This window comes from Buttiauxella sp., from assembly GCF_035271705.1.
In the GTDB taxonomy this organism is placed as follows: Bacteria; Pseudomonadota; Gammaproteobacteria; order Enterobacterales; family Enterobacteriaceae; genus Buttiauxella.
Map to the genome: position 1 here is coordinate 1 of NZ_DATERI010000189.1, position 22,304 is coordinate 22,304.

At 48.3% G+C, this 22,304-nt stretch carries 25 protein-coding genes and 1 pseudogene; 12 read left to right on the forward strand and 14 right to left on the reverse strand.

Translation table 11 applies throughout. The annotated features are described in order from the left end of the window. Positions 1–294 precede the first annotated feature (294 nt). The 3 genes from VJY99_RS17070 to VJY99_RS17080 all read left to right on the forward strand — a co-directional run bounded on the left by VJY99_RS17070 (position 295) and on the right by VJY99_RS17080 (position 1,718). A complete protein-coding gene (locus tag VJY99_RS17070) occupies positions 295–663 on the forward strand; it encodes a hypothetical protein (protein WP_324120603.1) in 369 nt (122 codons plus the stop codon). Beyond that, positions 663–1,166, forward strand: a complete 504-nt coding sequence (locus VJY99_RS17075; RefSeq protein WP_324120605.1) for a YbjP/YqhG family protein — start codon at positions 663–665, stop codon at positions 1,164–1,166. Before VJY99_RS17070 ends, VJY99_RS17075 begins: the two co-directional genes overlap by 1 nt. Before the next feature lie 240 nt (positions 1,167–1,406). Beyond that, positions 1,407–1,718, forward strand: coding sequence for a hypothetical protein (locus VJY99_RS17080; protein WP_324120607.1), 312 nt, complete (start codon positions 1,407–1,409; stop codon positions 1,716–1,718). A 40-nt stretch (positions 1,719–1,758) separates the two neighbouring features. On the opposite strand, the gene cybB is transcribed toward VJY99_RS17080, so the two are convergent. Continuing rightward, complete coding sequence (gene cybB / locus VJY99_RS17085) at positions 1,759–2,289, reverse strand: cytochrome b561 (protein ID WP_324120609.1); 531 nt, start codon at positions 2,287–2,289, stop codon at positions 1,759–1,761. Positions 2,290–2,479: 190 nt separating this feature from the next. Here cybB and gap point away from each other — a divergent pair, with 190 nt between their 5' ends. Continuing rightward, positions 2,480–3,481, forward strand: coding sequence for a type I glyceraldehyde-3-phosphate dehydrogenase (gap, locus tag VJY99_RS17090; protein WP_324120611.1), 1,002 nt, complete (start codon positions 2,480–2,482; stop codon positions 3,479–3,481). 47 nt (positions 3,482–3,528) lie between these two features. Here gap and dbpA read toward each other — a convergent pair whose 3' ends face one another. Then, complete coding sequence (gene dbpA / locus VJY99_RS17095) at positions 3,529–4,902, reverse strand: ATP-dependent RNA helicase DbpA (RefSeq protein ID WP_324120613.1); 1,374 nt, start codon at positions 4,900–4,902, stop codon at positions 3,529–3,531. A gap of 364 nt (positions 4,903–5,266) precedes the next feature. Here dbpA and VJY99_RS17100 point away from each other — a divergent pair, with 364 nt between their 5' ends. Both VJY99_RS17100 and ttcA read left to right on the forward strand, forming a co-directional pair. Continuing rightward, a complete protein-coding gene (locus tag VJY99_RS17100; RefSeq protein WP_324120615.1) occupies positions 5,267–5,557 on the forward strand; it encodes a Bor family protein in 291 nt (96 codons plus the stop codon). Positions 5,558–5,880: 323 nt separating this feature from the next. Next, positions 5,881–6,816, forward strand: coding sequence for a tRNA 2-thiocytidine(32) synthetase TtcA (gene ttcA / locus VJY99_RS17105; RefSeq protein ID WP_324120617.1), 936 nt, complete (start codon positions 5,881–5,883; stop codon positions 6,814–6,816). 589 nt (positions 6,817–7,405) lie between these two features. Here the strand turns inward: ttcA and zntB are convergent. Beyond that, entirely contained in the window at positions 7,406–8,389 is a 984-nt protein-coding gene (gene zntB / locus VJY99_RS17110) for a zinc transporter ZntB (protein ID WP_324120619.1), read from the reverse strand. Positions 8,390–8,608: 219 nt separating this feature from the next. Here zntB and VJY99_RS17115 point away from each other — a divergent pair, with 219 nt between their 5' ends. From VJY99_RS17115 to VJY99_RS17125, 3 genes and pseudogenes are all read left to right on the forward strand, one after another. Further along, positions 8,609–9,697 carry a GGDEF domain-containing protein gene (locus VJY99_RS17115; protein ID WP_324120671.1) on the forward strand — a complete coding sequence of 363 codons (1,089 nt, stop codon included), beginning with the start codon at positions 8,609–8,611 and terminating at the stop codon, positions 9,695–9,697. A gap of 27 nt (positions 9,698–9,724) precedes the next feature. Then, on the forward strand, positions 9,725–9,823 hold the full coding sequence (locus VJY99_RS17120) for a YoaK family small membrane protein (protein WP_324120621.1): 99 nt from the start codon (positions 9,725–9,727) through the stop codon (positions 9,821–9,823). Positions 9,824–9,854: 31 nt separating this feature from the next. Continuing rightward, positions 9,855–9,947: pseudogene (locus VJY99_RS17125) on the forward strand (SOS response-associated peptidase); the annotation flags it as partial. A 260-nt stretch (positions 9,948–10,207) separates the two neighbouring features. On the opposite strand, the gene VJY99_RS17130 reads toward VJY99_RS17125, so the two are convergent. The 4 genes from VJY99_RS17130 to VJY99_RS17145 all read right to left on the reverse strand — a co-directional run bounded on the left by VJY99_RS17130 (position 10,208) and on the right by VJY99_RS17145 (position 13,733). Beyond that, positions 10,208–10,345, reverse strand: coding sequence for a hypothetical protein (locus VJY99_RS17130; protein ID WP_324120623.1), 138 nt, complete (start codon positions 10,343–10,345; stop codon positions 10,208–10,210). Between the two features lie 322 nt (positions 10,346–10,667). Continuing rightward, positions 10,668–10,850 (reverse strand): hypothetical protein, encoded by a 183-nt coding sequence (locus tag VJY99_RS17135; RefSeq protein WP_324120624.1) that lies wholly within the window; start codon positions 10,848–10,850, stop codon positions 10,668–10,670. 760 nt (positions 10,851–11,610) lie between these two features. Beyond that, on the reverse strand, positions 11,611–11,838 hold the full coding sequence (locus VJY99_RS17140; RefSeq protein ID WP_324120626.1) for a hypothetical protein: 228 nt from the start codon (positions 11,836–11,838) through the stop codon (positions 11,611–11,613). A 275-nt stretch (positions 11,839–12,113) separates the two neighbouring features. Beyond that, entirely contained in the window at positions 12,114–13,733 is a 1,620-nt protein-coding gene (locus tag VJY99_RS17145) for a peptide ABC transporter substrate-binding protein (RefSeq protein ID WP_324120628.1), read from the reverse strand. A gap of 277 nt (positions 13,734–14,010) precedes the next feature. Here VJY99_RS17145 and VJY99_RS17150 point away from each other — a divergent pair, with 277 nt between their 5' ends. Together VJY99_RS17150 and mpaA are read left to right on the forward strand one after the other, a co-directional pair. Beyond that, positions 14,011–14,481, forward strand: a complete 471-nt coding sequence (locus VJY99_RS17150; protein ID WP_324120630.1) for a hypothetical protein — start codon at positions 14,011–14,013, stop codon at positions 14,479–14,481. Between the two features lie 97 nt (positions 14,482–14,578). Then, positions 14,579–15,286: a murein tripeptide amidase MpaA gene (gene mpaA / locus VJY99_RS17155; protein WP_324120632.1), complete on the forward strand. Its 708-nt coding sequence runs from the start codon at positions 14,579–14,581 to the stop codon at positions 15,284–15,286. Positions 15,287–15,314: 28 nt separating this feature from the next. Here the strand turns inward: mpaA and ycjG are convergent, their stop codons facing one another. After that, entirely contained in the window at positions 15,315–16,280 is a 966-nt protein-coding gene (ycjG, locus tag VJY99_RS17160; protein ID WP_324120634.1) for an L-Ala-D/L-Glu epimerase, read from the reverse strand. Positions 16,281–16,421: 141 nt separating this feature from the next. Between ycjG and tpx the strand changes: the two genes are divergently transcribed. Further along, entirely contained in the window at positions 16,422–16,928 is a 507-nt protein-coding gene (gene tpx, locus VJY99_RS17165) for a thiol peroxidase (protein ID WP_324120636.1), read from the forward strand. Between the two features lie 33 nt (positions 16,929–16,961). Here the strand turns inward: tpx and tyrR are convergent, their stop codons facing one another. The 6 genes from tyrR to pspB all read right to left on the reverse strand — a co-directional run bounded on the left by tyrR (position 16,962) and on the right by pspB (position 22,170). Then, positions 16,962–18,524 carry a transcriptional regulator TyrR gene (gene tyrR, locus VJY99_RS17170; RefSeq protein ID WP_324120638.1) on the reverse strand — a complete coding sequence of 521 codons (1,563 nt, stop codon included), beginning with the start codon at positions 18,522–18,524 and terminating at the stop codon, positions 16,962–16,964. 188 nt (positions 18,525–18,712) lie between these two features. After that, positions 18,713–19,774 carry a YcjF family protein gene (locus tag VJY99_RS17175; RefSeq protein ID WP_324120639.1) on the reverse strand — a complete coding sequence of 354 codons (1,062 nt, stop codon included), beginning with the start codon at positions 19,772–19,774 and terminating at the stop codon, positions 18,713–18,715. Then, entirely contained in the window at positions 19,771–21,168 is a 1,398-nt protein-coding gene (locus tag VJY99_RS17180) for a YcjX family protein (protein ID WP_324120641.1), read from the reverse strand. The genes VJY99_RS17175 and VJY99_RS17180 overlap by 4 nt, the downstream gene beginning before the upstream one ends. A 139-nt stretch (positions 21,169–21,307) precedes the next feature. Beyond that, positions 21,308–21,538: a phage shock protein PspD gene (gene pspD / locus VJY99_RS17185; protein ID WP_324120643.1), complete on the reverse strand. Its 231-nt coding sequence runs from the start codon at positions 21,536–21,538 to the stop codon at positions 21,308–21,310. Between the two features lie 45 nt (positions 21,539–21,583). After that, on the reverse strand, positions 21,584–21,943 hold the full coding sequence (gene pspC / locus VJY99_RS17190; RefSeq protein ID WP_324120645.1) for an envelope stress response membrane protein PspC: 360 nt from the start codon (positions 21,941–21,943) through the stop codon (positions 21,584–21,586). Further along, positions 21,943–22,170, reverse strand: a complete 228-nt coding sequence (gene pspB / locus VJY99_RS17195) for an envelope stress response membrane protein PspB (RefSeq protein ID WP_324120647.1) — start codon at positions 22,168–22,170, stop codon at positions 21,943–21,945. The genes pspC and pspB overlap by 1 nt, the downstream gene beginning before the upstream one ends. Between the last annotated feature and the right edge of the window lie 134 nt (positions 22,171–22,304).

A 22,304-nucleotide genomic window follows, 5' to 3' on the forward strand; every position in this document is an offset into this window, starting at 1 on the left:
CGTTAGCTCACGTAAAACAAGTTAAAAATTAATAATTTATATTAAAAGCCGATTGTTCTACGCTCAAAAATACGTGCGAAAACATATAAAATAATGAAATGCATATTATTTCTTCAGGGAAGTTCGAGGGGGATTCGTGAGTATATTCACCCACTCCACCCTCTTGAATCATCCATAAATACCAATAAATTCAATGAATAATTCACTCAACCTATGGCATTTTGTGCAACAAAAAAACAAAAATAGAGTGGTTTATTACTGTTTCTGTAATAACTATTAGTGAATAGATTGATTATGAGTTGGAATAAAAGAGTCGCTGTCGCCTACGCGCGTGTCCACGCTGGCGGTGCCTCACAGGGAAAATGTGCTGCATTCACGCGTATGGCCATATATGCAGGTGGTGTAAATATCGGCCACACATATCACGCCAAGGACTATGGGCAATTACTAGCGGGATCGGGTTTTCGACCTATAGGCAGTGGTCAAAGCCCGGTCGAGGGTGATGTGGTTGTTATTCAGCCATACCCCGGCGGCAATCCTAGCGGTCATATGGCTATTTTTGACGGTACAACCTGGTATTCTGACTTCCGTCAACGTGATATGTGGGCAGGTCCCGGTTATCGAAGCTCCCACCCCTCTTATGTTATATACAGGAAAAATTAATGCGCGCATTTTTACTGTTGGTGTGCCTTGTTCTTTCTGGATGTACTAACCAGATACAAACTCCAGAGAATCGAGTGGAACAATTTTATATCTTCTATCTGAATGCCCTTACCACTGAAAACACTCAGCATTCTTCTGATTCACGACAGTTGCGTGAGTATGTGGCACAAGACACATTGGACAGACTGAAATATATCCAGAAAATTTACGAACAAGAAATAGTCAATTCTGATTATTTCACTTACGGACAGGATTACACAAAGGAATGGATACCAGGTCTTAAAATCGGCCAGGCAATCGATTTTATGGGCGGAAAATCAATTGACGTCTGGATAGGTATTCAGGATGGGAAAAAACAACATCTGGTTAATTATTTAAGAATGGAAGGGGGGGAATGGAAAATTTATCGAGTGCGAAGCGCAACAGATAATTATGAGCAATATATCTTTGATGATAATGCTATCGCTGCAGCAAAAACCTATGCTGCGGGAGTAAAACATTAACACTATTAATTACAATGAGTTAATTACAATGAGTTAATTTCACATCAATATACTATATGGGGGTATAGTGAACTAGTTTTCAAATTATTGAAGCTATTATATTGTATATATACATCAATGTATTATAGACAATCGATACCCCCCCTTCTGAAACCAGCAAAACGAGCATCAAATAGCTCATAAAATGAACAATTCAGATTTGCCGTGCTCTAATGATATGGAATGTAAAAAGGGTTCTGAATGACCCGTAGTGAATTTAGCTCCCCGCTGGAGGATAAGATGAAAAAGCATGCAGAAAAAAGAAGAGCAGGCTCCATTCTGGAAGTGAGATGCTTACTCTTTACCGTTCATCCTGTTTGCATTCATAGAGTTGCATTTGATGATGGTAAGTTTGCGGTCGTACGTTGCGTAACCGATGTTTGCCTTGCTCCCGGACACTCTCTCACCAGGGATGCGCAAGGCTGGCACTATGATGAGAGAATAGTGAAGCTGCTGCCTTTTGAATACGTCGGTCAAACAGAATCTGATCGAGGGTTTATTGAATACCAGTAACGCATATCTTTTCGCCCCCAATACCGCGTTGTTTGCAGGTTCAGTCTTTTTTACCCGGCATCATGCGCAGCAATGTGTTGTCTTTCCACACATAGTGGTGGAAAAGAGCCGCAAAAGCATGAATGCCGATGACGAAGTAGCCGGTATTGGCAATAAGCTCGTGGTAGCTTTTGATGGTGAATTCCATATCTTCATCAGGCTCGATAGCATGCGGCATAGAAATACCCAATACCGACCAGTCGCTGCCTTTGAAGTACACGGTTAAAAAGCCGAGGATCGGCAGAATAATGAACATTAAATAAATGATGGTGTGTACCAAATGCGACATTCCTGTTATTGCCGGGTGTGGCTTCGGCGTTATCGCTGGCGCACGGTACTTAATACGCACCAGTAAACGCGCAATCATCAAAATGAACACGCCAATCCCGCAGGTGACATGAGTGGCATTAAAGATTGGCCGATAAGAACGAGGTGCAAACCCTTTCAGTTCCATCGCACAATAAGCGCCCACCACCAGTAAAAAAACCAGCCAATGGAGCATTATCTGTAACGTGGTGTATTTGCTACGCATTTGAGTACCCTGCTGAGTGACAATGTTTTGTCCAGGATAACGGCAAATACTTAAAAAATCATTAACATCTGATGAAATTCCTTTTCAATTCCCTCCACGACTTCGGTTTGCTTCACCATCATTTCTGAACTATCACTACTGTTGATTAATATTTAATCGGTTTCCAACGGTTAGAGATGAGGTTCTGGTCATGAAACAAATCGGTATTAATGGTTTTGGCCGTATTGGTCGTCTGGTATTGCGCCGCGTGCTGGAAACCAATAGTGAAGTGGAGATTGTTGCAATCAATGATCTGACGTCACCCAAAGTGCTGGCCTACTTGCTCAAGTATGATTCCAGCTATCGTAACTTTGACGGCACGGTGGATTTCACCGACGATTCGCTGGTGGTAAACGGCAAGAAAATTGCGGTGTATGCCGAGAAAGACGCCAAAAATATTCCGTGGGGAAAAGATGGCGTTGAGATAGTCATTGAATGCACCGGCTTCTATACATCGGAAGAAAAAGCCAGTGCGCATCTGGAGGCTGGAGCGAAGAAAGTGTTAATTTCTGCCCCAGCTGGTGACATGAAAACCATTGTTTTCAACGTGAACTGCCACACCATTACACCTGAGGATAAAATCCTCTCCGTCGCATCCTGCACCACTAACTGCCTGGCACCAATGGCAAAAGCCTTGCACGACAACTTTGGTATTAAGCTCGGCACCATGACCACGATTCACGCCTATACAGGCACGCAATCGCTGGTCGATGGCCCACGAGGCAAAGATTTGCGTGCTTCTCGTGCCGCTGCGCAAAATATCATTCCTCACTCTACCGGTGCGGCAAAAGCCATTGGACTGGTTATCCCTGAATTACAGGGCAAGCTCAAAGGACATGCACAACGGGTGCCGACCCTGACGGGTTCTGTGACTGAGTTAGTGTCGATTCTGGATAAAAAAGTGACGGTCGATGAGATTAATGCCGCGCTGAAAAAGGCTACAGAGAACAATGAATCATTTGGCTATACCGATGAAGAAATTGTTTCGTCTGATATCGTCGGTACGCATTTCGGCTCCGTGTTCGATGCGACTCAAACAGAAGTGACTGAAGTGGGTGATTTGCAGTTGGTGAAAACCGTGGCCTGGTACGATAACGAGTATGGGTTTGTGACGCAGTTGGTGCGGGTTTTGGACGCTGTCGCCAAAGAGTAACCGTTGCCCTCTCCCTGCATTTAATCAGCAGGGAGAGGTTTATAAACTTACTTCAGCAAACGCACCTTAACCGATTTGCCTTTGATCTTGCCCTGCTGTAACTGTTTCCAGGCATGACGCGCCACAGACTCGCGAACCGCGACATAAACATGCATTGGATGAACATCAATTTTACCGATATCCGCCCCATCGAGTCCCATATCACCGGTCAATGCACCGAGGATATCACCCGGACGCATTTTGGCTTTCTTGCCGCCATCAATGCAAAGCGTAACCATTGTCGCTTCGAGCGGTTTAATGCTGCCGCCCGTTGGGGCCGGTTGCCAGCTCAGAGACAAATTCAGCATTTCTGCTAACACGCTGGCACGTTGTGCTTCTTCTGGTGCACACAGGCTAATGGCCAGGCCGCTTTCACCCGCGCGCGCAGTACGGCCAATACGGTGCACGTGGACTTCTGGATCCCACGACAATTCGTAGTTAATAACCATTTCCAGCGCTTTGATATCCAGCCCACGGGCCGCAACGTCTGTAGCCACCAGCACACGGCTGCTACCGTTCGCAAAACGCACCAGCGTTTGGTCACGGTCGCGTTGCTCCATATCGCCGTGCAGCGCTAGCACACTTTGGTTGCTTTCGGACAACGCATCACAAACGGCCTGGCAATCTTTTTTGGTATTACAGAACACCACACAAGACGCGGGCTGATGCTTGCTGAGTAATTTTTGCAACAGGCTGATTTTCCCGCTGCGGGAGATTTCATAAAACTGCTGTTCAACAGACGGCAATTCGTCTACTGAATCAATTTCGATGGTCTCTGGTGTGCGCTGCACACGTGAACTGATGGCTGCGATAGCCGTTGGCCACGTTGCGGAGAACAGTAACGTCTGCCTGTCTTGCGGCGCATGGCTGATGACCTCATCAATGGCGTCAGCAAAACCCATATCCAGCATACGGTCAGCTTCATCCAGCACCAGCGTTTGCAGAGCATCTAAATTAACGGTCTCTTTTTTCAGGTGATCAAGCAAACGGCCAGGTGTTGCCACAATCACATGCGGAGCGTGTTGCAGTGAATCGCGCTGCGCACCAAACGGTTGGCCACCACAAAGCGTCAACACTTTGATATTTGGCATATAACGCGCCAGGCGGCGTAACTCTTTCGCCACCTGATCGGCTAATTCGCGTGTTGGGCACAACACCAAAGACTGAGTAATAAACTGGCTGGCATCAATGTGTTGCAGCAAGCCCAGACCAAATGCTGCCGTTTTACCGCTACCGGTTTTTGCCTGTGCACGGACATCTTTCCCAGCCAGTATCGCGGGTAATGCAGCCGCCTGAACAGGCGTCATGGTGTGGTAACCAAGTTCGGTGAGATTGGCGAGTTGTTCTGCAGGCAGAACGTTTAGGGTAGAAAAAGATGTCACAGTTATACTCTCAATTAATGGGCTGTCAGACAGCGTCTGGCGCGCATGTTAGCAGATTTGAGGGGGTAACGGGGCAGTTTCCAGCGATAAGGAGGGCAATAAAGGCATCAGAAACTTCCGCCCTATATTTAAATAACGGCACTCTATCCTGAATTGAATAAAGCCAGATGTGGGAAAAGCATTGTGTTTTGTGCTACCGGTATTCGGAACGGACCAGGTAATAATGGATAAGTGTAGAATTTCAGATGCTAAACAGTAGTTAAACGCGCCTAAGTAAAATCTCATACAGCCGCTCGCCAGCCTTTAAATCCCTATTTTACAATGCGAGACTACGCGCAGTTCACATATAAAAAATAGGGTTGTTATGAAAAAGTTAATGATAGCGGTAGTAGCGGTAGCGGTGTTATCTGGTTGTGCACAGCAGACTTTCACCATTAACAAAGATATTGCTGAGAAACCACAGCAAACAACGACACATCATTTCTTTGTCAGCGGTATTGGCCAAACGAAAACGGTTGATGCGGCAGCGGTATGTGGTGGTGCAGATAAAGTGGTTCGTACCGAAGTTCAACAAACGTTTGCCGACGGTTTCCTGAGCTTTATTACCTTTGGTATCTATACTCCACGTGACGCACGCGTGTACTGCTCTAAATAAGTCTTTTGGCCGGTGTCACTCACCGGCATTTAAGTTAGCCAGTATCATCCTGATTATTGTGCTGCTGGGTTAATGCTGCTAATTAATGCCTTTAAACTTCGGGCGCACCTTCCCCCCCTTTCCTTGATAAAATTTAAGCACCTGACTCAAGGTCCCCATTGCGGGAATAACCGTGACCGTGCATCGCATGATGCTCTCTACTTATTTGAAACGGCTTTTACTGCAATTCGTGCTGACATTCGTCGCCGCAATCCGTACCATACACGCCATGTAGCATGGCCATGCCCCAGTGGTGCCCCTTTTTAGAGTTAGAGTGCAATTAAATGCAAGACACACAAGAAGCTTCCAAGAAAGAGCAATACAACCTCAACAAATTACAGAAGCGCCTGCGTCGTAACGTGGGTGAAGCGATCGCTGATTACAATATGATTGAAGAAGGCGACCGCATTATGGTCTGCCTGTCTGGCGGTAAAGACAGCTATACGATGCTGGAAATTCTGCGCAATTTGCAGAAGAGCGCACCAATCAACTTCAGCCTGATTGCAGTTAACCTCGATCAGAAGCAACCAGGGTTCCCTGAACATATCCTGCCGCAATATCTGGAAAGCATCGGCGTTGAATACAAAATCGTCGAAGAAAACACTTACAGCATTGTGAAAGATAAAATACCTGAGGGCAAAACCACCTGTTCTCTGTGCTCTCGTTTACGCCGTGGCATTCTTTATCGCACTGCCACTGAATTAGGCGCGACGAAAATCGCACTGGGTCATCACCGTGACGACATCCTCCAGACACTGTTCCTGAACATGTTCTATGGCGGCAAGATGAAAGGCATGCCGCCAAAACTGATGAGCGATGACGGCAAACATATTGTGATTCGTCCGCTGGCTTACTGTCGTGAAAAAGACATTGAGCGCTTCGCTACTGCCCGTGAGTATCCAATTATTCCGTGTAACTTGTGTGGCTCACAGCCTAATCTACAACGTCAGGTAATAGGCGATATGCTGCGTGATTGGGATAAACGCTATCCTGGTCGTATCGAAACCATGTTCAGTGCGATGCAAAATGTGGTGCCTTCACACATGTGTGACACCGAACTGTTTGATTTTGTCGGTATCACACACGGTGCTGAAGTGGTTGATGGCGGCGATTTAGCCTTTGACCGCGAAGAACTGCCAATGCAACCTGCGGGCTGGCAGCCAGAAGAAGATGACAACGAGGCGCCTTTGCAACGCCTCGATATTCTCGAAATCAAATAATCTTCTCTTCCCTCTCCTGAAACCCGGAGAGGGAATTTCCTAACTGTGCGCCGGTGGATCAATTATCGGTTTCGGATCAGGCTCAGGTGGATCCGGTAACGGATGTGGTCTTGGAATTGGGTCTGGTATCGGCGTGGGTTCGTTTGGATACGAAGGGTCACTCATAGCTAAGCATCGATAGACAGTCATTATTGCCTCCAGTAATACTCCCTTGAAACACGTACTTTAAGCATATACCGTCATACCTGAAGCTGCCTGTGCGTTGGCTGCACTCCCTCACCCCAGTCACTTACTTGAGTAAGCTGCCGGGGATTTACGCCCTTACCGCCTTGATGCAACTCCAATTATTTAGGGTATAGACAACAAATCGCAGACAAAAAAAAGCCGACTTATAGTCGGCTCGTACGAATCAAGTGTGCTATGCAGTAATTCTAAAAAAGGAAGTAAGACAATATGGAGCGCAACGCCCATCGCTTGACGTTGCATTCACCTGCGAGAGAGATAGTGCCTTGAACCGGTGTTCCATTTATTGACCTCGCTCAATTATCGCCGCCTTTTTTAGTCTACCCCATATTATAAATGTTAAATTTTACAACCATTTACTACGATGTAACCACCAAGCAACACCACCTATAAGAACCACCAACATAATGCAAAACATGCTGAAACCAAAATGCCAGCCGCCGCCAGGAATGCCGCCTAAATTCACCCCAAATAACCCGGTCAAGAAAGTGCTGGGCAAAAAAACCATCGCCATCAATGACATGGTATAGGTACGCCGTCCCATCGCTTCTTGCATCACCTGCGAAATTTCATCGGACATCACAGCGGTACGCGAGATACACGCATCAATTTCATCCAACCCGCGCCCTAACCTGTCGGAAATATCCTGCATACGGCGGCGATGATCGTCCGTCATCCAGGGTAAGCGTTCGCTGGAAAGCCGGGCGTAAACATCACGTTGAGGTGCCATGTAACGACGCATAACGATCAACTGTTTGCGCAATAACGCAAGGTAGCCGCGTGGCGGGATTTGCTGGTCCAGCAGGTTATCTTCAAGGTCGATGATCTTGTCATGCAGTTGTTCGATAAACTCACTGGCATGATCAGTCAGGGCATCGCAAATATCGACCAGCCAACCGCCACAACCGATTGGGCCAGCCCCTTTTTTGAGATCGTTGACCACATCATCCAGTGCGAGCACCCTGCGCTGGCGTGTAGAGACAATCAAGCGTTCATCGATATACAAACGCATGGCGACCAGCTGGTCTGGCCGTTCATCAGTGCTGCCGTTAATGCAGCGAAGAGTAATGAGTGTACCCTCTCCGACGCGTGTGACTCGCGGGCGCAAACTTTCCCCCGCCAGTGCATCACGAGCATAATTTGGCAGCAATGGCGTTGTCGCAAGCCAGTTGGCACTTTCGCTATTGGTGTAATTTAAATGCAACCAAGCAGGATGTTCAGCATCTATGATGTCGTTCTCTTCGATGGCATCGACACCACCTTTGCCATCTAATTGCCAGGCAAATACAGCATCTGGCACAATTAATTGATCTCCCTTGATGGTTTCCACTGTATTTTCTCCATACGTGACCATAATACAGTGGTCAGTCTAGCCGCCTTCTTTTGTTATGTAACTCGGAAAAATAGCCAAACACGCTGAATTTATTCGATAAATAATGTTACATTTCTGTTAGTATTTTTAATACGGCACTGCCATAGCGGCATAGGGAGAAGATGTGTGCAAGAAAGACGTAAGGCAATCCCTGATTTAGGCTTTCGCCTTAAGAGCATGCGAAGCCGCGCGATAATCGTCAGTGGCCCCTGGTTTATATGGATTAATTTATTGTTCTGCCTATTTATTTTAGGGCGACATTATTTTACGCCAATCCCCCAAGTCGCCATCATTACACAGCTATTCCCGGAACTCGAAATGGTCATGGGATTGATTCTCGCCCTGGCATCGTCCGCCATTTTCATTGTTCGCATGGCTCATGACCAATATGCGGAATGGTTGAGCAAATTCTTGCACGGCACCTTGGTTTGCATCAGTGCATTATGGGTCTGCTGTTTTTACATACTCCTGGCCAGCGGCGATTCGCGCATTGTTTTTCCCTTCGCGGCACTCCTGATTTTCACCGCCTTGATTTCACTCTATTTTGATGGGCGAATATTGCTGAGTTTCTCCCTGCCGATTTGGCTCGTTGTTCTGGTGTGCAATTTTGTCTACCCCTCAGAGCTGACTATTCTGAATGCAGTACTCTACGTGCTATTGGCATGCCTTTTTGAATCTGGACGCCGAATGTTGCGTGGTTGGTTTATTTTGGCTATTCGTCGCGAGCAAGAAAACAGTGAGTTGATTAAGCAGTTAGAGATCCAGGCGAATCACGACCCTCTTACCGGCCTTGCCAACCGTCGTTCTTTCCATCTGCTGTTGAATAAAGCGATGCAGCGAAACGAGCAGTGTAATCAGTCAGTGTCGTTGATTATGTTGGATGTCGACTACTTCAAAAAATACAATGACTATTACGGTCATCAGAAGGGGGATGAGTGTCTGGTTAAAATCGCAAAATGTCTTGAGGGAGCCACTCGTTCAACACAAGATATTGCGACGCGTTTTGGCGGAGAAGAGTTTATTATGTTGCTGCCTGATGCCACCGAGCCACAGGCAATTGAAGTGGCAAAACGAATCCAGAAAAACATACAGGCTCTGGCGATACCCCATGCTGCATCACCCGTAGCACCTTACGTGACCATAAGCTTGGGCATCACATGTTTGACGCCAGCAACTACCGCTACGCGTTTTATCGGACAGGCGGACACGGCGCTGTATAAAGCCAAAGATGCGGGCCGTAACCAGTGGCAAACTTATTCACACTGATATTCACACTGAAAAATGAGATAAAAAATGAAAATTGGCGTTCTATTTCCAATCGCAATTATTGTTGCCGCAATTGTCTTCATCACCTGGTTTATCGTCGGCGGTTACGCCACATCAGGCTCCTGATACGCATTTCACTCGAGCTTATTTGCCCTGTTTGATAGTGACTGCGGCGGCCGATAATGGGTTGGTCGATATTCATGACCGCAGGCCTTTAGGGTTTACACCCGACGCAGCACTGGAATGGATGGCGCCAAAGCCATACAAAATATAGGTCATTAATTAAAAATTCCGATTGTCACAATCGACGATTTAAAGTTGCCAAGCGATAGAGGAATATGTATTTTTTGAGCGGAAATATGGAGAATACTCCTTGGCGAGATATCGCATCCCCGGCTAGTCAGGATTTCCCCTGTGCCGGGGATTTTTTTTGCAAAAACATTATCGAAGTCACTGCTTGAACAATGGATAATAAAAAACCGCCCGCAGGCGGTTTAATCCAAAATGGACCTATCTGACTGGGTCTTTAACGACGTCAGGGTCGTCTGGCTCCAGTGGATCAATCGGGTCAGGTGTATCAGGAATCGTGTCTCCGGGTAAAGGTTCGTCCACCGGTACCGGGTCAACTAAATTTGGATGTTGTGACATAAACCCTCCTACAAATAATCAAAATAAACAGTCAAAAAGAGAAGGCCTGTTTTTGGTTTTTTTTGGCTTTTTCTTGTCATCTTTTCGTGTCTTATCCGGTTTTTTTGGGTTGTCCCTCGTAACGCTCATAGAGATGCTTTTCATCACTCACTCCATCAGGGTTAGCAACATTTTGCTGCCTAAAAAGTATAGGCACCTTCGCCCATTACATCGAGCGAGACGGCCTGACGTTGAGTTAGTCGTTCCCTTATTCCATGACTAACCCGGCCACCGAGCCAGGTTAGTCGCGCCCTAGTCTGGAGTAACCTACCCCTCCAGTCTGTCAGTGCTTGATATCACGCTTTTCCTGCCGGCAATCGGCATTACCGCCGGGAGCGCCTTCGGTGCATGCTTGCTTCGCATCACGCCCTTCCTGGCGGTCTTGCGACTGCTCAGTTGCTGCTTGTGCAGGTATTGCGCTGATCAGAGTGCAGGCGGCCAGCAGCATCAATACAGTTTTTTTCATGGTAACCCCTCAAAATAGAAAAATGCATCAGTGTGATGAGCCTAAATTATAGACCTCATTGGCATGGATGCTTTGGTCATCGAGCTGGGCTTTATTGTCCTGATAGTCGATATCCCTTCATTCTATAAGTGATTAATATCACGCTCTCATGTCGGCAATCTGTATGACCAACAAGGCCATAGAGATACTCGCCATACACTCCTGATGGGATAAAGCCATTAAAAAAACCACTCGTAAGTGGCCTTTGTGATCACTATTGATTATTTTACAAACCAAGCGGATAGTATTTAATCCATACAAAAATTGAGACTTTATATGCCTTTCAAATTTTCGCTTTTCATGGGCTGGTACTTCTTCGCAACTTTTTACGCTGCAACAACTTTAGGCAAGCAAATTGGCGATGAAATCCTTGAAGGATCTCGAATTGTGCAGGCAATTATTAGCATTGTGATTATTGGCTCTATGTTTTTATTATCTCGGAGTTTTTTTAAGATTCTGAGATGTCATTTTTTAAGTGACAAAAATTCACTGTAGCAATTTCATTATCAGCCCACCGAAGGTGGGCCAGCACAAACTGACTTCCTCAAAGGCTCATTTCAAAGTGGTTGGCTCGGTGTGGTTATCGTGGTTACAACCATTACAATGGGTCTGCCCATGTTGCTGGCCATCCCAATTCTTTGCATCACTAACTACAGTGCGGCGAAGATGTTAAAAAAACAAAAGTGATGTGAATAAAAAAACCGGCCGAAGGCGGTATCAACTAGTTGCTTAGCAATGCTTCTGCGTTTAATGGGATAGAAACGCCGGGCTCAATTTTTAGCTTATTAAGCCTTTCAAGAATGGCCTTCTTATCAGATTCAGACCCCTTTTGATAATATGGTTTTATCGACTTCAGAATTTGGTTGGCAGTTGCAGAGGCGCCCACTCCAGCGCCAGATTCATTTTTAATCATGGCTGCATAAATTAACTTCTCAATTTCTTGTTGCATCAGGATTTCCTATCGGATGCGGCGAAGTGCCGCACACTGTATATATGTCCAACAATAAAGCTTTCAATGGCACCATAGAAACACCTCACAAGCTTTTGACGGTATTTTGAATGCCTGAAGACTAAATCCAAGACGCATCCCGTCAATTATACCGTCAAGAATTTGTTGTTTTCCGAAGTGGTTATCACGGGTTAAAAAGAAGTGCTGACAAAGAAATCCTTGCCAGCACTGGGTTTAGAAGGGGTTATCTGAGGTTAACAGGAGCGTATAGATAGTTAATGCGCCACGATATACATCGTGCGGCTGTAAGCGACATCTTCAGGGTTATTAATCGGATAACCTTTCAACCACGGTTTGATCAACCGACCATTGGTGTATTGATAAATCGGGGCAATCGGTGCTTGATCCTGGATGATTTTTTCAGCCTGGTTGTAATCTTGATTACGTGCAATAGCCGTAGTTTCCTGGCTTGCCTGCTGCATCAGTTTGTCGTATTCCGGCGAATTGAAGCGTGAAATATTACCGCTGTGAGTAGACGTTAGCAGTGTCAGGAAGGTGGACGGTTCGTTGTAATCACCGACCCACGATGCGCGAATCACATCGAAATTACCGGTATTACGGCTGTCGATATACGTTTTCCATTCCTGGTTTTGCAGTTTCACATCCACGCCAAGATTCTTCTTCCACATCGATGCCACCGCAATAGCAATCTTCTGATGGTTTTCCGAAGTGTTATACAGCAGCGTCAAATTAAGCGGTTTATTCGGGCCATAACCTGCCGCTTGCAGCAAGGTTTTCGCCTGGGCGTTTGCCTCTTCCTGGCTCATTTGCTCAAACGGAGAAGGCTCTGGTTTAAATCCTGCGGTCACATCAGGAGTAAAGCGCCACGCAGGTTTTTCTCCCGTACCCAACACTTTTTCCGCCATAAGTTGACGATCAATGGTCATGCTCAATGCGAGACGAACGCGCGCATCAGCAGTTGGCCCTTTCTGGGTATTAAACGCGTAATAATAGGTCCCTAACTGCGGAGGCGTATAAACCTGGCCGGGAATGTCTTTGAGCAGTTTTTGGTAGAGATTTTTCGGGAAAGACTCGGTGATATCGATATCCCCTGCCTGGTAGCGTTTTGTCGCTGACGATTCCTGGTTAATGGGGACAAACGTCACCTGGGTTATCACCGTTTTACTGTTATCCCAGTAATTTTTGTTTTGTACCGCGACCAGTTTTTCGTTCACCACGCGGTCTTTCAAGGTGTACGCACCATTCCCTACCAGATTTCCTGGCTTGGTCCAGTCGTTGCCAAACTTCTCCACCACGGTTTTTGGTACTGGATAGAACGAGAAGTTGGCGGTCAAATTCGGGAAATATGGCACGGGTTTATCTAACTGGATGCGCAATGTCCTGGTATCGACGGCTGTTACACCCAACTTATCTATTGGCATTTTTCCATCGATAATAGCCTGCGCATTATTAATGCCAGCAAGCGCTGCAAACCAGGCAAATGGAGAGGTATTTTTCGGATCCACCAAACGCTGCCAGCTATAGACGAAATCTTGTGCCGTGACTGGCGTTCCATCCGACCAGCGAGCGTCATTGCGCAGGGTAAATGTCCAGATACGGTTGTCATTACTTTGCCATTTGGTAGCCACACCTGGCTCCAGTTGACCCTTTTCATTTTGGTTGACCAGGCCCTCAAACAGATCGCGAATGACCTGAATTTCAGGTAATCCCACAGCTTTTGCCGGATCCAGAGAGGCGGGCTCATCTTTAATATGGCGCACCAGATTCTGGTCTGACGCAAGTTTTGTCCCTGCGGGAACATCTGCCGCCCAGGCCTGAGAAAACGAGCAAGCGAGTGTTAATGCACAAGTGGTAATACGAAATCGATTTCTCATCAGTGCCCCTTTAGTGGTTTATTTTTGTAAGAATAATACCGTGCCCAGATCGAACCATTAATGTAGCGCAATTACTTGTTTTGCCAATAAGAAAATCACCTCGCCTTGATGCAAATTATGTGGGTTCGCTCACTCAAATCACCTTTTTACCCCTCCTGCATGCTTAGAATTCCGAATTTTGATTACCCACCGCTTAAACGCATTTTTTATGCCTCTTATATTTTTGCTTTTCACATACCATGCGCGGCAAAATCCTCATTTTAAAGCAGGTCTTTCTATGTTGCGTAAATACGTTATTTTGGCAGTGCTGGCAGGAAGTATCACTTTCACCCAGGCGGCAGAACCCACACCCGAGATGCTCGGTAACCTGAAAGCCTCTTTGCAGCAAACCTGCGGTAAAGGAATCAATATTCAGATTGCAGAACTGCATGGTGGCGATGAAGGGCGCACCGTTCTTGGGCTGAGAAACAATCAAACCGGCACCCGCGATCTCTTTATTTCCCTCAATGAAAACAACAAGCAATACGATAAGTATCAACCTGTTAGGTTTGATAGTCTGTCGAAGCGATTTGTTGCGGTAAATAATGAACGCCCGTCCATTATCTGGGGTGGTGCGGTATCCAATCTCAAGGGAATGGAATACAGCCTGGCGCTGGGTTCACATGTCTATCCGTGCAGCAAGTTGTCTCAATTTGAAAGTGAAGTGGCTAATGATTTGTACGGTGAAGCCACAAATACCCAGCCTTAATGATGCGTACAGGCCTGGCATACGGTTGTTCCAGATGAGATTTTAGCTAAACACTGCTATTAATAATGTCTTGCCACTCGTCAACGTAAGGACATTTATGCCCGGTCATCGCCCTCGCCCGCAACGTGGACATCTCCCCCCAGGAAGCGAACGCTATGGAAAATCAGTTTTCGGCGCTCCGCTTATTTGGTTCCCGGCAGCACCCTGCGAACAACGCAGCGGTTTGATCATTGCCGGAACGCATGGCGATGAGAATGCTGCGATGGTCACGTTGTCATGCGCGTTACGCACGCTCGAGCCGGAACATCGCCGCCATCATGTGGTCATTGCCGTGAATCCCGACGGCTGCCAACTTGGCTTACGCGCCAATGCCAACGGCGTGGATTTGAATCGTAACTTCCCTGCCGCCAACTGGAAATCGGGTGAGACGGTTTATCGCTGGAACAGCAGCGCGGAAAAACGTGATGTGGTGCTGTCCACCGGCAAAAAACCAGGCTCCGAGCCAGAAACCACCGCTTTGTGCCAGTTAATTCACACCCTACAACCGGCGTGGGTTGTCTCCTTCCACGACCCTCTCGGTTGCATCGAAGACCCCGATAATTCACCGTTGGGTGCCTGGCTTGCCAAAGAATTTGAATTACCACTGGTGACCAGCGTTGGATATGAAACGCCGGGTTCTTTTGGTAGTTGGTGTGCAGATTTGGATTTACCGTGCATTACTGCAGAATTCCCGCCCATCTCAGCTGACGAAGCAAGTGAGCGGTATCTGCATGCCATGATGGGGCTCCTGCACTGGCAGAAGTAAGTCGTTTTGGATGTCGTTATGGAAGCTCTTACGGATAAAGCTTGCCGGTTTCGAAGTGCAACCCAGGGGTGACGTCCACCGCCAGCCATGTTGGCCCATCGAGATCGGCAAAACGCACTTTAGCTGCCAGCGGCAATGCGGCGGCTATCGCCCGCGACGTACACAACATGCAGCCCAACATCACATCAAAACCTTGTTCACGAGCTGCTTGTGTGAGTGCCAGCGCTTCAGTTAAGCCTCCGGTTTTATCCAGCTTCACATTGACCATGTCATAACGCCCTTTTAGCGCGGGTAAACTTTCGCGAGTGTGGCAGCTTTCATCAGCGCAGATGGGCAATGGATGGATAAAATTTGCCAGTGCGCTGTCTTGCCCGGCGGGTAGCGGCTGCTCAAGCATCGCCACATTGAGATCGGCCAACAACTGGCAACGCGCTGCCAACCCCTCGCTATGCCAGGCTTCGTTGGCATCCACAATCAGCACCGCTTCGGGTACTGCGGCACGAATCGCAACCATGCGTTCGGTAATTAATCGGTCATCAATTTTGACCTTCAGCAAACGCGCACCTTTGTCCCACAACAATTTTGCCGCAACCGCCATTTGTTCAGGTTCAGCGATACTCACGGTTTGTGCAGTCGTGACTAATTCTGGCAATTCGACACCTGCAATATGCGCCAGGGTACGTTTACAACGCCGTGCTTCTAAATCCCATAATGCGCTGTCGACCGCATTTCGCGCCGCACCTGCCGGAAGCAGTTCTTGTAATTGCGCACGGGTTAACGTCTTTTCGAGCGCGGGGATAATGGTGGTAATTTGTGCCTGTACCGAAACAGCGCTTTCGCCATAACGTGGATACGGTGTGCACTCGCCGACGGCTTTAATTCCATCCTCTTCAAGCTCAACGATCACGACGACGGCTTCACTGCGAGTACCGCGAGAAATAACAAAAGGTGTGTGAAGTGGCCATGCTTCTTGATAAACCTTAACTGTTCTCATTGCTTTTCCACTGTTACAGGTCTTTGGCTGAGTATAGCCAGAGAACACTTTCACTTGCAGTATCAGTTTTTTATATTCAGAGGAAGAATACTGACATACACTGTTCCCGGCGTTAATTATATGTAAACAGGAAAATCAAACATGTCACAAATCGTTCATTTCCAGGGCAACCCTGTAGCGGTTGCAGGTCAGATCCCACAAGCTGGCAACAAAGCTGAAGCTTTTTCTCTGGTAGCAAAAGATCTCTCTGATGTTGCACTGAGCCAGTTTGATGGAAAACGTAAAGTACTGAACATTTTCCCAAGCATCGATACCGGCGTTTGTGCCGCTTCCGTGCGCAAATTCAACCAACTGGCTACTGAGATGGATAACACTGTTGTACTGTGTGTGTCTGCCGATCTGCCATTTGCACAGTCTCGCTTCTGCGGCGCTGAAGGCCTGAGCAATGTGGTTACGCTGTCTACTCTGCGTAACCCAGAATTCCAGCAGGCGTATGGCGTAGGTATTGCTGAAGGCGCACTGAAAGGCCTGACTGCGCGTGCAGTCGTTGTTCTGAATGAGAAAAATGAAGTGGTATTCAGCCAGTTAGTTAATGAAATTACTAACGAGCCGGATTATGCCGCAGCACTGGAAGCCCTTAAGGCTTAAGTGTGAATGCCCCCGGAACCGGGGGCATTGTTGTTACTCTTCTGTTTTACGCTGGCTCAATCCATATTCACGTAATTTGTTCGCAATTGCGGTATGCGAAACGCCGAGACGTTTAGCCAGTTTACGCGTACTAGGATAAGTACGATAAAGCTGTATCAACACCGAGCGCTCAAAGCGGCTGGTAATATCATCCAGTGATCCTTCCATTGCCTCTTCCCCAACCACCAAACTCGCCGTATCAAAATCAGGTAACAGAATGTCTTGTGGCCGCAGTTCGTAACCTTCTAGCTGCGTTAATGCGCGATATATCGCATTTTTCAACTGACGCACGTTGCCCGGCCAGCCGTAACGCGTGAGCACGCTGCTCAAATCATTAGCCAGTTTCGGACGCGGTACCCCTTGCTCATCGGCAAATCGCGCCACAAACAGTTCAGTCAGCGGCATGATATCTTGCGGCCTGTCACGCAGCGGTGGCAGATTCAGTGTCAGGACGTTCAGACGATAATAAAGATCTTCGCGGAACTCCCCTTTTTGCACCATCTCAATCAAGTTCTTTTGCGTGGCGCAGATCACACGCACATCAACATGGACTTCATGCTCTTCACCCACGCGACGGAACGTACCATCGTTGAGGAAACGCAGCAGTTTAGTCTGCATGCGCGGTGACATTTCGCCAATTTCATCCAACAGAACGGAACCGCCGTTCGCCTGCTCAAAGAAACCCTTTTTACCTTCGACGGCATTCGCATAGGCCCCTGGAGCATGGCCAAACAGCTCGCTTTCAACCACATCATCTGGCATCGAACCGCAATTTAACGCAAGGTACGGTTTCTGCGCACGCGGGCTACCAAGATGGCAAGCATTTGCCAGCAGATCTTTACCGGTACCGGTATCGCCGACAATCAACAGCGGTGCGTTTAGCATTGCCAGTTTATGTGCCTGATCGACCACATGGCGCATTTTAGGGCTGACGGCGACAATCTGGCTGAATGCGCCAACATCAGTAGTGGAGAGATTTTGCAGTTGGCGCCCCATCCGCACCGTGGAGCGCAGCATCACCACCGCACCGACAAGTGACGAGCCATCGTTTTCGTTATCTAAATGAACTGGCGTGATTTCCATCAGGAAATTTTGCCCGTTGATCACCACATGCTCGGTATGTGACTCAACTGGCTCACTTTCAAGCCAGCGCGTAAAGTTAAAATCGTTCACAAGGCTTGCCGCGTTATGGTTACGCAGTTTGTCTTCGTTTTGCCCAAACAGGACGCAGCTCGCCGGATTCGCCATTTCAACTTTGCTTTTCATATCCAGCGAAAGTACAGGTTCTGGCAGCGCTTCAAGTAAAGCACTCAAGGCACGATGCTCACGTTCAGAAGGCATCCACGGCACGGTTCGCACATCCGTAACGCCAGGAATACGGCGAATTTCAGCCATCAGGCTGCTGAACGGATCAAAATCAAGGGTGGAGAAATTCAGATAGATGCGCCCAATCGGATCAATTTCGATACCCCGCAAATCGATACTACGCAGCACGAGTAAATCAAGTAATTCTCGAGTCAGACCAAGGCGGTCCTGGCAAAAAACTTCCAGACGCATGGAGGTGTCCTTCAATTGCAATAAGCTGAGTCATTGGGTGCGGTGATGATACTCCAGATAACCGATGGTCAGAAGAGATGTGTGAAGAAAAGTTGACACGTAACTTCGGTTGATGGGATTTATCATGTCGGATGTCGCTACGCTTATCGTCCGACAAAAGCGCGATTAACGCAGCGACATCGACTGATTTACTTAGGTTGAGCGGATGATTGACTCATCGTCTCTTTAAGCTGCACCAGCAACTGTTTACGGAAATCACCCAGTCGCGGTTTGTCGCCTTCAATCCATGGCAGTGGACGGCAAAGTTCCATCGCTTTAATACCCAAACGCGCCGTCAGTAACCCAGCACCAATACCCTGTGCAGCACGCGTGGAAAGCCTCGCCGCGATGTCCTGACCAATCCAGTCCATACCGACCTCGCGCACCAATTCACTGGCTCCGGCAAAAGCCATGTTCAACAACACCAGGCGGAATAAACGAATGCGGCTGTAGTACCCCAACTCGATGCCATAAACCGTGGCAATGCGGTTGATCAGCCGCAAATTACGCCAGGCAATAAATGCCATATCCACCATGGCCAGCGGGCTGACGGCAATCATTAAGGTCGATTCCGCGGCTGAACGGCTGATCTCCCGGCGCGCCTGGTTATCCAACACGGGCTGCACCAGTCCTGCATAGAGTTCAACCACTTCACGGTCATTTTGCGTTTCGTGAATCGCTGCATACCAGCGTTGTAATGCCGGATGCCCGTGATCAAGGCCAGCCTGGCGTGCCAGTTTTTCGCAAAAAACTTTGCCTTTACCCATGCCGTGGCTATGCATTAGCTCGCGCGCTTCGTCACGTTCTTGCGCGCGCTGGCGTAAACGCCAAAGCCGACGCCATTCCGTCGCCACCGAGCCAACACCCGCCGCGATAATTAACCCACCCGCGATACCGCCGCCAAGGGCAACCCAATCCTGCGTAACAAAAGCGTTATGTGTCCATTGTATACCTTGAGCCACGACGCTGACGCCAAACAACCCAAGTCCCACCTGCACCATACGCCGCCAGAGGCTACGCTTGGGATGCAGGGCGGCATCAATCACCGCTTCGGCCTGCCCGGTGTCTTCAATGTCATCTAACATACTGGCTGCCGGAGTGAATTTTTCCGCTTCAGGTTCGCTGAAAGCATGTGACGCTTTGTAGATATCGTCTACTTCCACATCCAGTGGTTGCGCGAAATCGATACGCGGTTTTAATGGTTCGCTCATCGCAATTTATCCCCAATTAAAAACTCCAGTGCCGCGTCCATGCGAATGTGCGGCATCGGCCTGTCCACATCCATCACCTGTGGGCGGAACTGTTCAAACTGAAAGCCTTGTTTTTCCCAAAATACGCTGCTAGGCAAACGCGCCGGAACCTCGCCTGGGTAGACGGTGAGTGGCTCACCATCACCTAAACGATTACCGCGTAATGCAGGGATCTGTTCCCCTTTAACATCAACCAGACCACTTTGTGTGGCTTGTACCGATGCCAGCCCCATACAGTCCATGTCGATACCTTCGAAGGCAGCATTTTGCCATGCGTCCTGAACCAGTTGCTGAAGCAACGCCACCATGTTGGCGTGTTGATCAACCGTGACGTGGTCGGCCTTAGTCGCGGCAAACAACAGCTTGTCGATAACCGGTGAAAACAGCCTGCGGAAGAGTGTACGCTGACCGTAATGGAAACTTTGCATCAGTTGCGTCAGTGCCAGACGCATATCGTTAAATGCCTGCGGGCCGCTATTGAGCGGTTGCAAGCAATCCACTAAGACAATTTGCCGGTCGAAGCGCAGGAAGTGGTTTTTATAAAAACCTTTCACCACTTTCTCGCAGTAATAATCAAAGCGGGTGCGCAGCATGCCAATATTGGTGGTCTTATCGGCCTGGGCGAGTTTTGACTCGCCGACCGCATCCACATCCGGCCAAGGGAAAAACTGCAGCGCGGGTGCCCCTGCCATGTCTCCTGGCAACACAAAGCGGCCAGGCTGGATAAAGTGCAAACCTTCACGTTTGCAGCGCAGCAGATAATCAGTCCAGGCTTCTGAAATCGCGGCAAGACGGTTTTCATCAGCGGGGGCAAGCGGGTCTAATCCTTCACATAATTTTCGCCATTGTGCTGACCATTCGGCACGATCACCTTGCAACAAGCCCGTCATTTGCCGTGACCAACTCAGATAGTTTTGCGCCAGCATCGGCAAGTCCAGCAGCCATTCGCCGGGGTAATCGACAATTTCCAGATACAGCGTTGAGGTGTCTTTGAAATGGCGCAATAGCGAGTCATTCGAGCGATACCGCAGCGCAAGGCGCATTTCGCTGACACCCCGTGTCGGCGTTGGCCAACTCGGCGGGGAACCGTAAAGCTGTGCTAACCCTTCATCATAAGTGAAACGCTGGATACCTAAATCACGCTGTGGCACTCGCTTAACGCCCAACAGGCGTTCTTCGCGCACCGCGCTAAGCAACGGCAAGCGCGCACCGTTATGTACGCTCAGTAATTGATTCACCATCGCGGTGATAAATGCCGTCTTGCCGCTGCGGCTTAATCCGGTGACGGCAAGGCGCAAATGTCTGTCTACGCCCCGGTTCATCAGGGCATTAATTTCACTTTTGATTCTGTTCATATGCGTCCTGGTTGCACCTGTATGAAACTATTATGGGGTAAGTAATGGGGGTAACTGGAGATAAATCAAAGGATATGGCTTAAGTTGTTCCGTCCACCTAAGCTTGCACACAGCGGGACGGAACACGTTTTGAGGGAAACTAGTGTACAGAAGGACCGTTATAACGAGCTGAAATCTTACGCAAAATTTTCGCCATAAGCGGTTCAAGCGCCAGCGCGAGTAACATTTTCAATGGACGACGTGCCACAGATTTAACCGCCCATCCCGCGACGCCTGCAGGGCCGTAATGCAAAGCCGCCAGCAACACGAGTTTGCCGACAATTTTCAGGCCTGGTTTTGCTTTATTGGCAGTCGTCTGGAATCTGGACATGGTTTCTCCCGATGACAACGGGGGCTATCGCCCCCATAGAGAATATTAAAGCTGGCGGAAACGGCTACGTAACGTGAAGGTATCAGAGGTTATATAGCGCTCCATAGAACGTAAACGCTGCTCGCCCGCCGCTAATTGGGCATCGACTTCGTCGAGTAAATCACGGCTGGTCGGTTGCGGCTTTACCTTCTCCGCACCCGCAGGCATCGGGTCAAGAATGAAAGTCAGCGCGATGTAGGCCACTATGACAAAAAAGAACAGGCCAAATATCATCGCTAAAAAAGTAATCAGGCGTACCAGTTTCACCGGAACATCAAGGTATTGCGCAATACCTGCACACACCCCTTTCACCATCCCCTTTTCGGGGATACGCCACAATTTACGACCGGAAAATGAATTCACCATTATTTGTCTCTCCAGTTCGGATGTTCTGCATCAAGGATCTGTTCCAGCGTTTGAATGCGCTCACCCATACGACGTGCTTCGTCAGTCAGTTGCGCCAATCGCTGCTGTTCGCCTTGAGAAAGCTGACCGCCATTTTCCGCGCGATTGTTGTAATGCAACCACAGCCAGACGGGGGCAACAAACAACACAAAAATCGTTAATGGGATGGCAATAAAAAGCGTGCTCATGTGTACTCCTTTTACAAATCTGGCTTGACTACCCTTCATACTTAAAGTTGTCAGTGCGTTGGCTACGCGTGCTCGCCCCAGTCACAGAGTTATCTATGCTGCTGGGGACTCCCACGCTTGCTGCCTTCTCACAA

Excerpts from the sequence above, each read along its gene's own strand:
- VJY99_RS17180 (WP_324120641.1), bottom strand. The coding sequence starts at position 21,168 with ATGAACAGAATCAAAAGTGAAATTAATGCCCTGATGAACCGGGGCGTA.
- ttcA (WP_324120617.1), top strand. The coding sequence starts at position 5,881 with ATGCAAGACACACAAGAAGCTTCCAAGAAAGAGCAATACAACCTCAAC.
- VJY99_RS17135 (WP_324120624.1), bottom strand. The coding sequence starts at position 10,850 with ATGAAAAAAACTGTATTGATGCTGCTGGCCGCCTGCACTCTGATCAGC.
- VJY99_RS17070 (WP_324120603.1), top strand. The coding sequence starts at position 295 with ATGAGTTGGAATAAAAGAGTCGCTGTCGCCTACGCGCGTGTCCACGCT.
- VJY99_RS17075 (WP_324120605.1), top strand. The coding sequence starts at position 663 with ATGCGCGCATTTTTACTGTTGGTGTGCCTTGTTCTTTCTGGATGTACT.
- pspC (WP_324120645.1), bottom strand. The coding sequence starts at position 21,943 with ATGGTGAATTCATTTTCCGGTCGTAAATTGTGGCGTATCCCCGAAAAG.
- VJY99_RS17130 (WP_324120623.1), bottom strand. The coding sequence starts at position 10,345 with ATGTCACAACATCCAAATTTAGTTGACCCGGTACCGGTGGACGAACCT.
- tyrR (WP_324120638.1), bottom strand. The coding sequence starts at position 18,524 with ATGCGTCTGGAAGTTTTTTGCCAGGACCGCCTTGGTCTGACTCGAGAA.
- tpx (WP_324120636.1), top strand. The coding sequence starts at position 16,422 with ATGTCACAAATCGTTCATTTCCAGGGCAACCCTGTAGCGGTTGCAGGT.
- VJY99_RS17150 (WP_324120630.1), top strand. The coding sequence starts at position 14,011 with ATGTTGCGTAAATACGTTATTTTGGCAGTGCTGGCAGGAAGTATCACT.
- pspD (WP_324120643.1), bottom strand. The coding sequence starts at position 21,538 with ATGTCCAGATTCCAGACGACTGCCAATAAAGCAAAACCAGGCCTGAAA.
- mpaA (WP_324120632.1), top strand. The coding sequence starts at position 14,579 with ATGCCCGGTCATCGCCCTCGCCCGCAACGTGGACATCTCCCCCCAGGA.
- VJY99_RS17140 (WP_324120626.1), bottom strand. The coding sequence starts at position 11,838 with ATGCAACAAGAAATTGAGAAGTTAATTTATGCAGCCATGATTAAAAAT.
- cybB (WP_324120609.1), bottom strand. The coding sequence starts at position 2,289 with ATGCGTAGCAAATACACCACGTTACAGATAATGCTCCATTGGCTGGTT.
- pspB (WP_324120647.1), bottom strand. The coding sequence starts at position 22,170 with ATGAGCACGCTTTTTATTGCCATCCCATTAACGATTTTTGTGTTGTTT.
- VJY99_RS17120 (WP_324120621.1), top strand. The coding sequence starts at position 9,725 with ATGAAAATTGGCGTTCTATTTCCAATCGCAATTATTGTTGCCGCAATT.
- VJY99_RS17115 (WP_324120671.1), top strand. The coding sequence starts at position 8,609 with ATGCGAAGCCGCGCGATAATCGTCAGTGGCCCCTGGTTTATATGGATT.
- ycjG (WP_324120634.1), bottom strand. The coding sequence starts at position 16,280 with ATGAGAACAGTTAAGGTTTATCAAGAAGCATGGCCACTTCACACACCT.
- VJY99_RS17100 (WP_324120615.1), top strand. The coding sequence starts at position 5,267 with ATGAAAAAGTTAATGATAGCGGTAGTAGCGGTAGCGGTGTTATCTGGT.
- VJY99_RS17080 (WP_324120607.1), top strand. The coding sequence starts at position 1,407 with ATGACCCGTAGTGAATTTAGCTCCCCGCTGGAGGATAAGATGAAAAAG.
- gap (WP_324120611.1), top strand. The coding sequence starts at position 2,480 with ATGAAACAAATCGGTATTAATGGTTTTGGCCGTATTGGTCGTCTGGTA.
- VJY99_RS17145 (WP_324120628.1), bottom strand. The coding sequence starts at position 13,733 with ATGAGAAATCGATTTCGTATTACCACTTGTGCATTAACACTCGCTTGC.
- VJY99_RS17175 (WP_324120639.1), bottom strand. The coding sequence starts at position 19,774 with ATGAGCGAACCATTAAAACCGCGTATCGATTTCGCGCAACCACTGGAT.